The sequence below is a fragment of the Xanthomonas hortorum genome (assembly GCF_040279205.1).
Taxonomy (GTDB): domain Bacteria; phylum Pseudomonadota; class Gammaproteobacteria; order Xanthomonadales; family Xanthomonadaceae; genus Xanthomonas; species Xanthomonas hortorum_F.
On sequence record NZ_JBEOLS010000035.1, the window covers coordinates 17,979 to 31,916 of the forward strand.

Annotated in this window: 11 protein-coding genes and 1 pseudogene; 6 read left to right on the forward strand and 6 right to left on the reverse strand. The window is 61.2% G+C overall.

The window, feature by feature from the left end:
• Positions 1-56: 56 nt before the first annotated feature.
• From ABS769_RS14120 to ABS769_RS14130, 3 genes are all read right to left on the reverse strand, one after another.
• A complete protein-coding gene (locus tag ABS769_RS14120) occupies positions 57-1,019 on the reverse strand; it encodes a cyclase family protein (RefSeq protein ID WP_317062992.1) in 963 nt (320 codons plus the stop codon).
• A 61-nt stretch (positions 1,020-1,080) separates the two neighbouring features.
• Entirely contained in the window at positions 1,081-2,193 is a 1,113-nt protein-coding gene (locus ABS769_RS14125) for a glycerol dehydrogenase (RefSeq protein ID WP_317062991.1), read from the reverse strand.
• A 52-nt stretch (positions 2,194-2,245) separates the two neighbouring features.
• A complete protein-coding gene (locus ABS769_RS14130) occupies positions 2,246-3,139 on the reverse strand; it encodes an SDR family oxidoreductase (protein WP_350498183.1) in 894 nt (297 codons plus the stop codon).
• Positions 3,140-3,763: 624 nt separating this feature from the next.
• On the opposite strand from ABS769_RS14130, the gene ABS769_RS14135 reads away from it, so the two are divergent.
• The 3 genes from ABS769_RS14135 (at position 3,764) to ABS769_RS14145 (ending at position 5,435) form a co-directional block, all read left to right on the forward strand.
• Positions 3,764-3,889, forward strand: coding sequence for a hypothetical protein (locus ABS769_RS14135; RefSeq protein ID WP_317062990.1), 126 nt, complete (start codon positions 3,764-3,766; stop codon positions 3,887-3,889).
• Between the two features lie 83 nt (positions 3,890-3,972).
• Entirely contained in the window at positions 3,973-4,926 is a 954-nt protein-coding gene (locus ABS769_RS14140; protein ID WP_350498184.1) for a DUF932 domain-containing protein, read from the forward strand.
• A gap of 194 nt (positions 4,927-5,120) precedes the next feature.
• Positions 5,121-5,435: a JAB domain-containing protein gene (locus ABS769_RS14145; RefSeq protein ID WP_434801684.1), complete on the forward strand. Its 315-nt coding sequence runs from the start codon at positions 5,121-5,123 to the stop codon at positions 5,433-5,435.
• 121 nt (positions 5,436-5,556) lie between these two features.
• On the opposite strand, the gene ABS769_RS14150 is transcribed toward ABS769_RS14145, so the two are convergent.
• Entirely contained in the window at positions 5,557-5,916 is a 360-nt protein-coding gene (locus ABS769_RS14150; protein ID WP_317063231.1) for a helix-turn-helix domain-containing protein, read from the reverse strand.
• 371 nt (positions 5,917-6,287) lie between these two features.
• Between ABS769_RS14150 and ABS769_RS22730 the strand changes: the two are divergent.
• A pseudogene (locus ABS769_RS22730) lies at positions 6,288-6,479 on the forward strand (JAB domain-containing protein); the annotation flags it as partial.
• A 199-nt stretch (positions 6,480-6,678) separates the two neighbouring features.
• A complete protein-coding gene (locus tag ABS769_RS14160; RefSeq protein WP_317063233.1) occupies positions 6,679-7,362 on the forward strand; it encodes a thermonuclease family protein in 684 nt (227 codons plus the stop codon).
• Positions 7,363-7,576: 214 nt separating this feature from the next.
• Here the strand turns inward: ABS769_RS14160 and ABS769_RS14165 are convergent, their stop codons facing one another.
• Positions 7,577-7,918 (reverse strand): HPF/RaiA family ribosome-associated protein, encoded by a 342-nt coding sequence (locus ABS769_RS14165; RefSeq protein WP_006451224.1) that lies wholly within the window; start codon positions 7,916-7,918, stop codon positions 7,577-7,579.
• Positions 7,919-8,271: 353 nt separating this feature from the next.
• On the opposite strand from ABS769_RS14165, the gene ABS769_RS14170 reads away from it, so the two are divergent.
• Positions 8,272-10,695, forward strand: coding sequence for a DUF3772 domain-containing protein (locus tag ABS769_RS14170; RefSeq protein WP_317063232.1), 2,424 nt, complete (start codon positions 8,272-8,274; stop codon positions 10,693-10,695).
• 798 nt (positions 10,696-11,493) lie between these two features.
• Here the strand turns inward: ABS769_RS14170 and ABS769_RS14175 are convergent.
• Positions 11,494-13,602, reverse strand: a complete 2,109-nt coding sequence (locus tag ABS769_RS14175) for a phosphoglycerol transferase I (protein WP_317063230.1) — start codon at positions 13,600-13,602, stop codon at positions 11,494-11,496.
• Positions 13,603-13,938: the final 336 nt, after the last annotated feature.

Sequence of the window (13,938 nt, forward strand, 5' to 3'; positions counted from 1 at the left end):
CAGATGACTAGACGCCACGTCCCAGAGACGCGCTCTGGGACGGGCTCAGGGTCGGGTTACTTGATGACGACCGGGTTGACCGGTGCACCGGTTCCTCCAACCACTTTTAACGGCGCAGCTGTATAGAGAAATGTCCATTGCTGATCGGAGGCGCAATCAGCAGCTAGCGGATCCAGCAACGCAATTTCTGTCAGCGTGATGCCCAGGTTTCGCATCAGTGCGTTGTGCAGCGGCAATGCCACGCCGGAAACCGGGTCCACGGTGACTTCGTTAGCAATCGTGTCGGTCACGATGTTGGGGATTTCCATTTCGTGGAACCAATCAACCAGCGCGGGACTGTAGGTGAGTCCCGGTTCGATAAAGTCCTTGTAGAATTCCTCTGAATCGCGCTTATAGAAGGAGCCAATCCAACCGGTGCGGATGATGAGAATGTCGCGTTTATCAATGGTGACTCCCTGGGCTTGCGCGGCTTGCATCAGGTCGAGATGGTCGAAGGTTTCGCCGGAATCCAGGACGTCCTTACCACGATAGCGCGCCATATCGATGAGGATGCCTCGGCCCACAACGCCTCGCTCTCCGATCGGTGCCACGCTTGCTTTGGCCAGCGAGCCAATGGTGGTGTCGGCGTCGTATCCATTCCATATTTGGTCGTCGTACCACACATGGCCGAGTGCGTCGTATTGTGTGGAACCCTGCAGGTGGAAAAACATCACGTCGTCTGCATATTCGTAAGATCCCGGGAAGTGCGGACCCTTGCCGCAATTGTAGTGTCCGCGGTCCATGATGTTGATTCGCCTGGCTTGTGAGCGACCGGGCCAGACCGGGTCACCCTTGGGATCGCCGATGCGCACCTGCAAGGTAAAGGTCTTGCCTTGCTTGACTTGTGAGATACCTCTTAGTACCTCAACGTTCGTGAGGTAATTTAGTGCTCCTACCTCGTCATCGGGGCCCCATTTGCCCCAGTTCTTCGGGCAATCCTTGAGCAGGTCATGAACATGGGGAACATTTTTTTCGGTCATTTCTCGCCCTCGACGTAGTCGTCATCATCAGTAGGCAGGGATGGGGATGTCAGCAGTAGCGTTATGCGGCCGGCTGCGTAGCAGCCAGGCCGGCCCCAACGTGATCAGCCATTACCAGACCTGTCATTAACCGTTCCCGGGTCAACGCGGGTTGCATGTTCCTGGCGTAAGCGGCTGACAGCGTTGCTTCCACCAGCCTGTCCACCTCCGTAGCAGTGAGCGGTAGGCGCTGGCCGAGTTCCGCGAGCGTGATGGGCAGTTTGACCGCCTGCAGCAACCGGGCGACGCTACGGATCTCCTCGGTCGTGCGTAGCTCGACAGCCATTTGCACCAGCGTGCCAAAGGCAACCAACTCGCCGTGCAGCATTGCGGCCATGGTCTGGATAGAGGTCAGGCCGCGTACCAGTGCGTGAGACAGCGAGAGGCCACCGCTTTCAAAACCGACGCCGCTGATCAGGACAGTACCTTCGACGACACGTTCCACGTCGTCGGTGACCTGATTGCGGCACACGGCCTGATAGGCGGGGATGCCGTATCGCATCAATGTGTCGAACACCATGTCGGTCAGCATCAGTGCGGTATGCAGGGCGGGCGTGCCGAAGGAGTTTGTGCCGCCGGCTGCGCGGCACTGGCGAGCTTCGAATTTCTTGCTGATGGCATCGCCGATACCTGCTGCAAACAGTCGTGCCGGCGCCTGGGCAATGATCCGGGTGTCGACGATGACGGCCGAAGGATTCATCTTCAGATAATCCACGCCAACTACTTTGTGGTTGTCGTCATACAGCACGATCAGCCTGCTGGTCGGGGCGTCGCTCGAGGCGATGGTGGGGCAGATCACGATGGGTAGGCCGAGATCGGCTGCCAAGCCCTTGGCGGTATCGATCGTCTTGCCACCGCCGAGCGCAACAATGGTGTCGGGCAGCAGCGGCTTGGCCTGGCTGGAGAGTTGGGCAATCGTCGCCCGCGTGCATTCACCGGGAAACATGATATGCGTCGCCTCCAAACCACTCGCCTGCAGGGACAAGGCAACATCGGGCCACACGTGTTCGGCGACAAACGCATCGCACAGCACCAGTGGGCGCGAGCGCTCCATATCGCTCAGTACGCTACCCAGCTGTTTCAACGCCCCAGGCCCTTGTGCGTAACGGCCGGGAAATCCGATTACTTTCATCATGCTCTGTCCCTCCGCAGAATGTGTGGCAGGTTCACAACCATGCCATGCTTACTCAACGCATCAACCACCCGCCCGACACATCGACGACCTGGCCAGTAATGAATGCACTTTCCTTCGACGTCAAAAAGCATGCCGCCTTGGCCACTTCGAGCGGAGATCCTAGCCGGCGTAGCGGTGTCTCTTCGATCACCGCCTGGTTGGCCTGTGCCGAGACTGTCTTGAGCAGGGGTGTTTCGATCCGTCCCGGTGCCAATGCGTTGGAGGTAATGCCGAACGGGCCAAGCTCACCGGCCAAGTGACGGGTAAAACCGATGATGGCTGCTTTGGTCGCGCTGTAATGGGCCGCCACCAGCGGCAGAAATGCACTGCCGGCAACGGAGGACATATTGACGATGCGCCCGAATCTGCGCTCTACCATAGATGGACTCAGAATTCGCACAAGATTGAACGTGCCGGTGAGGTTGATGTCGACCACACGCTGCCACTCGTCCGGCGGCATGCTCCATATAGGCGCTGGCGCACCATTGTGTTTGGGTGAGACGCCTGCGTTGTTGATCAGGGTATCGATCGGTCCCAAGGCCTGACTCAGCTGCACGCATGCCTGCGCGCAGGCTGCATGGTCGGCTACGTCAGCCTGTACCCAACGCACCGTCGACCCTGCGGTACGCAACGTCTCGGCATGTTGCTCGACAGCGGCTGCGTCGGCGTCCAATAGAGCGACACTCGCACCCTCACGGCAGTACTGCTGGGCGATGGCCGCGCCGATGCCGCTGCCGGCGCCAGTCACCAGAACAACGCGACCGGTATGTCTGTAACTTGTCATTTCAGGTGCTCGCTTGCAGGTATGGGAGCGACGCAGATGTCGCTTGGTAGCCTTTTGGTTGGCAGCGTATTCCGCATGCAGTCTTGAGCCGATCAGCTGTCGTAGTTGTTGGAGACTCGACATCTGATTGCGGAGTGGAAGTAGGCCGACACGTTCTTTTTGGAAACTGCGTGCCTAAGGTAGAGCCTGCCGATGTAAAAAATCCATAGCCACATCGAAGCTCAAAAATTGCGGTGGACAGGGATGTGCACGGTTGCTGGTGGTACCGGCGAGTGACTGAAATATGCCCATACATATTGGGATACTAGGCTGCACGTGCTGGTGTCGAGGAGAGGGTGCGCGCTGGGGTCAGCCTTGCAAAACGGGTCGCTGTTCCGATATGTCAAAGCTCATGTGCCGCGGAGGAATGGATCGTTTGGCTTACGACTACCGATGCAGTGCGTGTGGATTGGCGTGTAGTGCAGGGCTGGAGTTGGAGTGTCTCCAGCATTGATCGCAGTAGGTGCATTGAGTGGCTCCGTCGGTGCCGATACCGATATCGAAGCGTTGGCGGGAGTGATGCCACCGTCGATCTGCCGATTGTGCGTGGCCGCCGGATGCGCCAGCGTGGGGCCGGTCAGAAGGGCGCATGCAAAACGGAGGCTCTAATTAAAATATTCTCAAAACTATATTACTGACAAGAAGCAGGGCATTCTCTTGCTTCGCGTCCGGCGCTCCGCATTGCAGTGCCAGCTTAGGATGCACGTAATGATGAAGAGCAAGGTCGAATTGATCTACTGCATCATGGTCGTGGCCACAGCCGTCATGGCGGGCATCGTCAAATGCACGGTGGCGGCGAATTGCCCTAACTGTAGTGATTTCTTCGATCACTGATCAGCACGACCAATGTTACCTCTCACAAGGCCCGGCTCGTCCGGGCCTTGTGCATTTATGCCCTCAACTATTGAGAATCAACAATGCACTTGCTTGAATCAATGGCCTATGTTGGCCAAAAGCCCTGGCATGGGCTGGGTACTCAGCTCGCTCGACAGCAGCCTATCGAAGCGTGGAAGCAGCAGGCTGGGATGGATTGGAAGATCGAGGAATCCGAGGTTCGATACAGCACCGGCAGCCAGAACGTTGGAGCCATCAATGCGTTTCCAGGGAACAAGGTCCTCTATCGCTCTGATAACAAAGCACCTTTGGCAGTGGTTTCAAAGCGCTTCCAGGTCGTCCAGCCAGGGGAGATCCTGGAGTTCTACCGGGATCTGACGGCGTACAACGGATTTGAGCTGGAGACGGCCGGCGTCATGCGTGAGGGGCGCAAGTTCTGGGCGCTGGCCAGGACAGGTCAGAGCACCGTGCTTCGGGGGAGGGATAGAGTGGACGGCTATCTTCTCCTGGCCACTGCCTGTGATGGGACGCTGGCCACAACAGCGCAATTCACATCCATCAGGGTGGTCTGCAACAACACCCTGGCGGTTGCCCTGGGAGACAGTGGTGGCGCCATCAAGGTGCCGCACCTAAGCCACTTCGATCCGGACCTCGTGAAGCGTCAGCTTGGGATTACGGTTTCGGCCTGGGGCGGTTTCGTCGACCGAATGAAGGCTCTGTGCGAATCCCCCGTAGACCCAGACGCTGCCGATGCCCTGTTGCGCCGTGTGTTGACCTACACCACTCCCGATGTGGCTCATGTGGTCAACGAACAGGCGGTGGCCAAAGTGCGCGCGCTGTATGAGGGCGATGGGCGAGGATCCAGGCTTGCTTCCAGCCGAGCAACGGCTTGGGGTCTGCTCAATGCCATCACCGAGCACGTTGATCATCATCGGCGTGCTCGAAGTGATGACCACCGCCGGGATGCGGCCTGGTTTGGGCACGGAGCCAAGATCAAGCAGCGCGCGTGGGACGAAGTGATGGGGATGGTGGCGTGATGCAGGCTGAGACACGCACATGTGCGCCACCTGATGGCGGGCCAGCACCATCGCAGGAAGTCATCCGCGCACGGGATGACAAGATCGTCGCGCGCGCCCTACGCATCCTCGAACAGCGTGCCTGCGAACCAGGGCCACGACTAGGTGACGTCTCCAAGTGCGGTGCGTTCTTCCGGCTGCGGTTGGGCGGTGAGATACGGGAGCACTTCGAAGTTGCGTTCCTCGACAACCAGCACCGGCTTATCGGGGTAGAGCGTTTGTTCTCCGGGTCCGTGGAGGGCGCGAAGGTGCACCCGCGCATCGTCGTCCAGCGCGCGTTGGCCCTGAACGCTGCAGCAGTCATCGTGGCTCACAACCACCCAAGTGGCCACACTGAACCTTCAGCAGCCGACCGGGCTGTCACGGTCCAGTTGAAGACAGTCTTGCAGTTGGTGGAGATTCGGCTGCTGGACCATTTCGTGGTCACGGCTCACCAGGCGGTTTCGATGGCTACCCGGGGATGGGTGTAGGGCTGACATCCGCTCTGGGGCCGGTCTCGGCACAACGCGCCCGGCCAAGGCCGGACATCGACTCGTCTTGTCCCACGTGTTCAGTGGCCGAGCCCTTCAGGGCTCGGCCACTGAATTGCCGTCAGTCGAGAAGTGACCCGGGGCGAACCCGAAGCGCCAGTGCAATGCGCTCGATGTTGTAGATCGTCACATTCTTCTCGCCGCGCTCGAGCATGCCGATGTAGGTCCTGTGGACGCCGGCTGCCTCGGCAAGGTCTTCCGTTGCGATGAAGGCCGTCAGTCCTGCCATTGGGGCATAGGTGGACTTGCCGGTCAGTTCTTTCTGGACATCATGTCTGGCATGACTTTGGCTTTCTGCGTTACTCCGTCTACGGTTAGTTTCGAGCACGCTCGCGCGTTCAAATGCGCTGCATCTCGCTATGGGCAAGGGGTACCATGGCTGCAGTTGATTCGGCAGGGTCGCTGACGGGCTATTTGCCATGTGAAGTCGATGCCGACATCACAGACAGTAGCTGAGATTTCGACGATGCGCGCTTGTTCAGCTCCTGTTTTGACTTCTACTAACTATCCAATTATGTCCATGAGCGTCCACGTAATTTGGGGCATTAATGGGGGCATTTTCGTGGCTTTCTTGATCTTAATTTCTTTTAGATCATGGACTTGTTCTAAAGGTTAGAATCCCTCCGGGCGCACCAGATGGTCCCTCCAGGGACATCCAAGAAAGTCCAGAACCCCCGAGAAATCGGGGGTTTTTTTGTTGCCTGTGGGTCCTTGTGTGTCCACCTCGGTTCACTCGAATCCATCGGGATTGGGGGCATGGATGAGGGCGCTAGCGCCAGGACAGGGACGAGTATGCGGATCCACCTTCGCAGGTGCGCCGGCCTCACCCCCGCCAGACAGCGCCGGCGGCCGGCTGGTTGTTGTCCGCTCGCTCAACCCGTAGCCGACCGCAAGCTCATTGAGCGCCTGCAGCAATCACCGGACCTGCTCGACATCGGAGCGCTTGACCATCTGATCATCGGCGGCCAGAAGAACGTCAGCCTGGCGGCAAGGGGATCGGGATCGCGCTCCCTTTCGCAGCCGCTTCCCGCTACAGTGCCGGGCCGTTTTGGCACGCATCCATTGCTTGCCCGGCGATCAGGCCGACGGAGCCGACCTGACACAGCCAACCGGCTGAAACGTTGCCAACAAGGCGAGCAGAAAGGACCGCGCGTTGCCGATTTATTGAAGGAAATTGCTGTTGATGTTGTTCAGATGTGCGTTGTTTTTTTCGCTTGCGTTGATTGCTTCATCCGTTTTTGCACAAGAGCTCAGCGGCCGCGCGACGGTGACCGACGGAGACACCATTACCGTCGCTCAGAAGCGCATCCGTCTTTGGGGCATCGATGCCCCGGAAAGCGCACAGCAGTACACAGCCAAGGACGGGCGCGCCTGGCCGTGTGGCCGACGCTCAGCCGCAGCGCTGGACAGCCATCTGCTGGACAAGACCGTGCGCTGTGAACCGCACGACATGGATCGCTATGGAAGGGTCGTTGCGGAGTGCTTCGTCCAGGGACAGTCCCTCAACGGCTGGATGGTCCGCTCGGGTTGGGCAGTGGCGTATCGCCAATACGCCACCTCCTTCGTCGCAGACGAACGCATTGCCCAGCAGCAGGAGCGCAACATCTGGAGCGGATCCTTCCAGATGCCATCGGACTTCCGACGCGCCAAACGCGCGTCTTCGGTGAAGGCTTCATCCCACGTATCGACTGTTGTCATCGCAGGTTGCAAGATCAAAGGGAATATCTCTGGCAAGGGGAAAAAGATTTTCCACATGCCCGGCCAGCGCGACTACGAACGCACCTCCATTGCCACCGCACGTGGCGAGCGGATGTTCTGCAGTTCCAGAGAAGCCTTGGAGGCCGGATGGCAGCCGGCAAAACGTTGATGCCGCGTTGTTGGGCAAGCGCAGGTCATCACGCATGGTTGCGGCAAGTAGTGCCGTAAACGACGGCGTCCAAGCGCCAGCTCGCTGCAGTGGTTGGTGCCTCCACCTCGCTTAGCAAAGCGGCCCGCTGCAGTGTCACTGCAGCGGGCCGATGTCTTTTCCGGTTTGGCACGGCAGGGCGCAATGCGGCCCTGCTGTAGCTCGGATGCTCAGATCAGAGCATGTCCGGCGGCGGTGCGGTCGCCTTGGCGTGCTGCTTGCCACGCGCATGTTCGATGGCGGTGCGCAGCTTGCGCGCGGCGCCGGTGACGGCGGACGCGGTGGTTTCGGCGCTATTGGTGGCCGCGATCGGCGGCAGGCCGGCGACGTGTGCCTCGATGCTGCAGGTTCGATCCGCCGCGCCGCCGCGTTGACCGTTTTCATCGCGCAAATGCACTTCGACGCGGGTGATGTCGTTGGCGAAATGCGCCAGCTGGGCGGAGCAGGTCTTCTCGACATGCTGCACGACAGAGGGGTCATGCGGCACGTGCTTGTCGGTCTGGATCTGAATCTGCATAGAGTGTCTCCTTCGCGGTCATCCGCTGCGTCTGCCGTAGCGGTGACTCGATTCTGCGACAGCGCACCGTTGCCGCGAGGTGACAAGCTGCACCGCGTTCATGCGCAGGTCGGGATGGGTGGGGCGTCCATCCCCCTGCGGCTGCCAGCTGTGCCGCGGCTGTCGCGCACGAACCGCCAATCGCGGATTGCCAGTCCACACTGGCGAGCTCTGCCAGACTGAATCCTCACGGCAGCAGCGATCGGCTGTACCCGAAGCAGTGGATTAAGATGCCGTCACTGCGGTAGTCCGCGCTTGTCCAATGCCTGCCTGTGTCTGAATTCCGATTTGTTCTGGGTGCCCATCGCGGCGTGTTGCGGCGTGTGCTGTTGCTGGCTGCGTTATGGATGGTGTGCGTGGGCGCCGCAGTGGCGCAGGACGACGACACGCTGCTGGAGAACGCGCAGACCCAGCTGGACAGCATGCAGAAGGTGCTGAGCCAGGCCGACACCGGCATGGACAAGGCCGATAAGGACCAGCTCGGCAAGCTGACCGACGACGTCACCGGCGCGCAGCGGCAGGCGCAGGATCTGGTCCGCACGCTGGAGCCGCCGTTGAAGGAACTCAACGTGCGGCTGGAGGGGCTGGGCGTCGCTCAAAAGAACGAACCGACCGACTTGCGCGAGCAGCGCCAGTCGCTGACCAAGCAGCGCGATCGGCTGGATGCCGAGTTCAAGCGCGCCACACTGCTGGTCTCCAATGCCAAGGACCTGGCCGATCGGCTCGAACGCGAACGGGTGCAACGCTTCAGCGTGCAGCTCTCCACGCGTGTCGCCTCGCCGCTGTCGCCGACATTGTGGAACCAGATCGCACAGCAATGGCCTGACGATCGTGCCCGTCTGCAGGCGCTTTCCGCCAAGACGGTGCAGATGGTGCAGGCGGGAACTGCAGCCAACGGCGTGGGCGGGCTGATCACCGCCGCCGTGATCGCGTTGCTGCTGGCACTCCCGATGCGGATCTTCCTGCGCCACCTGGGGCGCCGTTACGCAGCCTCGCGTGCGCCCGGCGGACGCCTGCGACGCTCCGGGCTGGCACTGTGGTTCTTGCTGGTCGGTACGCTGAGCCTGGGGATTGCGGCGTTCGTGCTGGTTGAAGGCATCCGCGCGCTTGGCGAGCTGCCGGACGATCTGGATCAACTGCTGACCGGGTTTGTCGCCGTCAGTCTGGTGGCCGCCTTCGTCGGTTCGCTCAGTGCAAGCCTGTTGATGAAGCACCAACCCAGCTGGCGCTTGTTTCCGCTGGACGATGCCACCGTCGACCGCCTGCGCGTGCATTGCCTGGCTACCGCCGCGGTCATCTGGCTCAGCGGCATGGCCGCAAAGATCAGTGAAGCCGCAAGCAGCAGCCCTGCGCTGACGACCGCCACCGATGCGGTCGCCGCATTGTTGTATGCGGGGTTGATCCTGTCGGCGCTGGCTGGCCTGAGCCTGTCGTTGCGGGCGCAGGCGGCGACTGCGGGCGCGGTCGATCCCGACAGCGATGCGCCAACGCCGGTGGTGTCGCGGGGCGGCGGCTTCATCGTGCTGATTCGGCTGCTGGGCCATCTGGCGGTGATCTTCGCCCTGATATCGGCCTTGTTCGGCTACCTCAATCTGGCCTTGTTCGTGGAGCGGCAGATCATCTGGATCACCCTGATCTGCAGCCTGCTCGGCTTGCTGGTGGTGTTTGCCGACGATCTGATGAGCTGGATGTTCAATCCCGACGGCCGTTTCAGCCGCGCGCTGTCGCATGCGCTGAGCATCGGGAGCGGCCGCCTGGTCCAGCTGGGGCTGCTGATGTCCGCAGCAACGCGGGTGCTGCTGGTGCTGTTGGGCATCGCAGTGCTACTGACGCCTTATGGAGCCAATATCAATGTGGTGACCGGCTGGGCGGAGAACATTACCCACGGCATCCCCATTGGCAAGGAACTGGTGATCACCCCCAGCGATGTGTTCAGGGCGCTGTGCGTGTTCCTGCTCGGCATGGGGCTGGTGCACGTGGTGCAGCAGTGGCTGCTCAACACCTATCTGCCCAAGACCGAGCTGGATGACGGTGCGCGCAACTCCATCAGTACGGTGGCGCGCTATCTGGGCTGGCTGATCGTGGCGATCTGGGGCCTGACCGCGCTGGGGCTGGATCTGAAGCGGCTGGCGCTGGTGTTGAGCGCATTGTCGGTGGGTATCGGTTTCGGCTTGCAGGCGATCACGCAGAACTTCGTGTCTGGCTTGATTCTGCTGGCCGAGCGGCCGGTGAAGATCGGCGATTGGGTGCGCATTGGTGACCAGGAGGGCGATGTGCGCAAGATCAGCGTGCGCGCCACCGAAATCCAGGTCGGCGACCGCTCCACCCTGATCGTGCCCAACTCGGAATTGATCACCAAGAGCGTACGCAACATGACGCTGTCCAACCCGATGGGCCGGGTGCAGCTGCAGTTCTCGGTGCCGCTGGAAGCAGAGGTGGGCAAGGTGCGCGACATGTTGCTGGAACTGTTCGCCGAGCACACCAAGGTGTTGGCCGAGCCGGCGCCGGCGGTGTTCATCGATTCGCTGGCCGGCGGCCACGTCAACTTCAATTCGTTCGCCTATGTCCGCAGCCCGCGCGATGCATATGGCGTGCGCAGCGAGTTGTTCTTTGCGCTGCTGCAGCGGATGGAAACCGTGGGCATTGCGCTGCAATCGCCGCAGGAGATTCGTTTCAGCCGTGCGGGCGCGGCGGTGGCGCGCGATGCAGGCGATGGCACGCCTGCATCGGAAGACTGAGCCGGCGAGTGCACGCAGTGCGCGAGCATGGGCACTGCAGCCACGCCTTAGGTCAGCTGCTGTACGACTGATCTATCCGCACTGTCCAAGTGCTCCAAAATAACCGGGATGTCTAGGCTTTGCGTTGTTTGGATAAAGCCGAACGATGAGGTCAAAAGCTTGGTTAGTCGAGTCGAGTCGAGTCGAGGGTGCGGTGCCCTCACCGCTCGCGGGACACGCCGCAAGTACGTCCATGTAGGCTCGGTGGCGGCATCCATGCCGCCACACGGTCCCGCAATCGGTAAGGGCACCGCACCAGAGAGTTAGTCGGTTGCTTTCTTAAAAGCCTGTTGGTTGCTCGGCTTGCGTTGGAAAGCTGACCGAACTCACCGTTATCCGAACAACATGCATCGTGCATTGCTTGCACCATGCACACCGACACTCTCGCCTGGCCCTTGCCCGCCTACCGTCGCGGGACCTTACGCGGCATGGATGCCGCGTAAGAGCCTACACGGACGTACTTGCGGCGTGTCCCGCGATGGTGGGCGGGCAAGGGCCTTGCAGCCAACAAGCAGATCAGCGGCTTTACGGCTGATCTATGAGCATCGTCCAATCACATCCTCCAATCGTTTCAAGACGACCGAGATCTCACGGTCTTGAAGTGGCCGACAAAACGTCGCGCGCAATTGGCAACACGGTTATGGACGGTACGCTCAGAACCGGCATGTATGCGTGGTACATACCGCACCGAGCAACCGGCGCTGAGCAGCTGCACCGAGCAACAGCGGCACACGCTTGATGGCCGTACAGCGCCGCAACTCAGGAGCGGCCTGCAACAGGCGTTTCCTTGACCAGTGCCAGATCGTCCACGCTGACGTCTTCGGTGTAATCCAGCCAGGCACGGATTTCCAGGTCTTCCACCGCGTGTTCCAGGCCTACCGGCATGCGGATGCGTCCGGCCGCATCGGGCACCACCCATTGCTGGGCCAGCACCACCTTGCGCTCGGACGACACCGCTTCGACCCAGAACGCACGCGTGGGCCGGCGTTTAGCGTATAGCTCCAGCATGTAGCGACCGGCCTCGGTCTTGCGGGCAGCTTGAGTCAGCATGATCGGCTGACGCACGCGTGGGCGCGGACCTTGCTGGCTGGCATCCAATGGCGCATCGACGGCGATGCCGCGGGTCAGGTCCGGATCGCGATACAGCTTCATGCTCTGCTGGCGATCGACCACCAGTGCGCACCAATCGCCGTCGGCTGAGCCGTCTTCGAATGCCGTGCAGCGGTCCACATACGCCAGCGTGCCTTCGGTATGCGTGCGATCGAACTGGCGCGAAGTGTTTTCCAGATACACCGTTTTCAGATTGGTGTCCTCGTCGTATTCCAGCAGCACCGGTGGGCGTACCTGCTGCACGCCCACCACCACATCGCCATTGCCGTTGATGCGCAGCATGCGTGTGCTGCGCCCGGTCCATAGCGTGCGTGCGTAGGCCAGATAACGCGGGTAGTCCTTGCCGCTGTCGCGACTGGCCGCAACGCTGGCGCTGGGCGGCGCATCACTGGCCAGCAGCGAACGGCCGAAGCCCAGCGTGCGCATACCAGGTTCCAGCAACTGCAGCAGCGTTGCACCCGAATCCAGTGTGCTGCCGGCGCGCGTGACCACTTGCTGCGGCGCGATGTCCTTGCCCAGGAACAGCAGCAGGTTTTCGCGCTTCTGCTTGGCGAGTACATCGCTGAGATCGTTGGGCATCGCCAAGTGATCGGAGGCGATCACGATGATGGTGTTCTTGCCGTAGCGGCTGTTGCGAATGCGCGCGACCAGCTCGCCGATCAACCGATCACTGCACTTGAGCGCATGCAACAAACCGATGTCGCCCAGCGCGCTGTCGTAGTGCTGGCCCTTGCATGCCAGTGGCAAGTGCCCGGCAGGGTGGTGGGTGTCCATGGTCAGCGTGGTGAGCATGAACGGCTGGCCGGCGCGCGACAGCGTCTGGAAGCTGTCCCAGGCATCGTCCAACAGCACATCGTCGTGCACGCCCCAGGCGGAAAAATGTTTCGGCGCCACGCCCTTGTCGCGGAAGTAGCTGACGTCGTGCACCACATCGAAGCCATGGCTGGACAGAAAACTGCCCTTGCCGGCAAAGCTGGCATCGGCACCACCAACATAGTGATTGCGGTAGCCCTGATCCTTGAGATAGTCGCCCAGACAGCGCGCCTCCGGCAGAAACAGGCCCATACGGCCCATGCTGTTTTCATCGCCGGGCGCGGTGGTCAGCGGCACGCCGCACATCGAGGCGACCATGCCGGCGATGGTCCAGCCGCTGCCTTCGGTGGAGGTGAGGTTGCGTACGTCCACTGCTTCGGTGGCCAGCGCGCGCAGGTTCGGCATCAGGCCGGGAAACACGTCTTCGTCGAAGTAGGTGCGTTCCAGACTTTCGCCGTAGATCCACACGATGTTCTTGCGCTTCTGCAACGGCTGCTGCGGCACCAGATATTCCGGCACCACGGTGGCGTAATCCACCGGGCGCAACTGGTAGTACAGGCGCTTGCCATCGCGATACAGCGGGCTGACCGCGATGCTGACCAGCAACATCGCCACGAAGGCAGCGAACACCGCACCACCACCGCGCGGGCGACGGAAACGCCGCACCTTGAGCAGCACCAGCGGGCTGAGCGACAGCAGCACCATGCCGATGAACACGGCGATGTAGCCGGAAAAATCGCTGACCCCGGCGCCGTCCATGTCGGCGCGCAGGTGGTACAGCGTTGCGGCGTTGATGCCATCGCCACTGAGCCGGTCGACCAGGCCCCAGGCGCTAAGCAGCAGCAACAGCAACGACAGCAGGCCAGCCTTCAACCACGCCAGACGCGGCGAGGCGACCAACAACCAAAGCAACAGCAACAACGAGAACAACAACATCCAATGCATGCGGCAGCGTCCGTGGGGGAATGATGCGAGCGCGTACCGGACGCCTTGCTCGCCTGTCCTGTGCGCCACCTGCAATGTGACACCCGAATGACGGACTATGCCGCGCTGAAGCTGACTGAAATGTTTGCTGGAGTCGAGCGCCTGCCGCAACGCGGCGCAGCGCGCGTGCTGACGATCACCTGGTCGCGGTGGCGCTCGCTGGAGACTCGCGGTCTCTGCATTCCGCACCTGGCGTGCTTCTCGCACATGGGAGACGTCTCGATAGCGCCACATCGCCCGAGCGCTGGACGCGGCGTCTTGGCAAGCGACGCCGGGTGGAGCCATGTCGCGCCCGGG

What these genes read in the sequence shown, in the direction of transcription:
- ABS769_RS14150 (WP_317063231.1), bottom strand. Translation starts at nt 5,916, where the DNA reads ATGGCAAATAGCCCGTCAGCGACCCTGCCGAATCAACTGCAGCCATGG.
- ABS769_RS14160 (WP_317063233.1), top strand. Translation starts at nt 6,679, where the DNA reads ATGTTGTTCAGATGTGCGTTGTTTTTTTCGCTTGCGTTGATTGCTTCA.
- ABS769_RS14165 (WP_006451224.1), bottom strand. Translation starts at nt 7,918, where the DNA reads ATGCAGATTCAGATCCAGACCGACAAGCACGTGCCGCATGACCCCTCT.
- ABS769_RS14120 (WP_317062992.1), bottom strand. Translation starts at nt 1,019, where the DNA reads ATGACCGAAAAAAATGTTCCCCATGTTCATGACCTGCTCAAGGATTGC.
- ABS769_RS14135 (WP_317062990.1), top strand. Translation starts at nt 3,764, where the DNA reads ATGATGAAGAGCAAGGTCGAATTGATCTACTGCATCATGGTCGTGGCC.
- ABS769_RS14130 (WP_350498183.1), bottom strand. Translation starts at nt 3,139, where the DNA reads ATGTCGAGTCTCCAACAACTACGACAGCTGATCGGCTCAAGACTGCAT.
- ABS769_RS14140 (WP_350498184.1), top strand. Translation starts at nt 3,973, where the DNA reads ATGCACTTGCTTGAATCAATGGCCTATGTTGGCCAAAAGCCCTGGCAT.
- ABS769_RS14175 (WP_317063230.1), bottom strand. Translation starts at nt 13,602, where the DNA reads ATGCATTGGATGTTGTTGTTCTCGTTGTTGCTGTTGCTTTGGTTGTTG.
- ABS769_RS14125 (WP_317062991.1), bottom strand. Translation starts at nt 2,193, where the DNA reads ATGATGAAAGTAATCGGATTTCCCGGCCGTTACGCACAAGGGCCTGGG.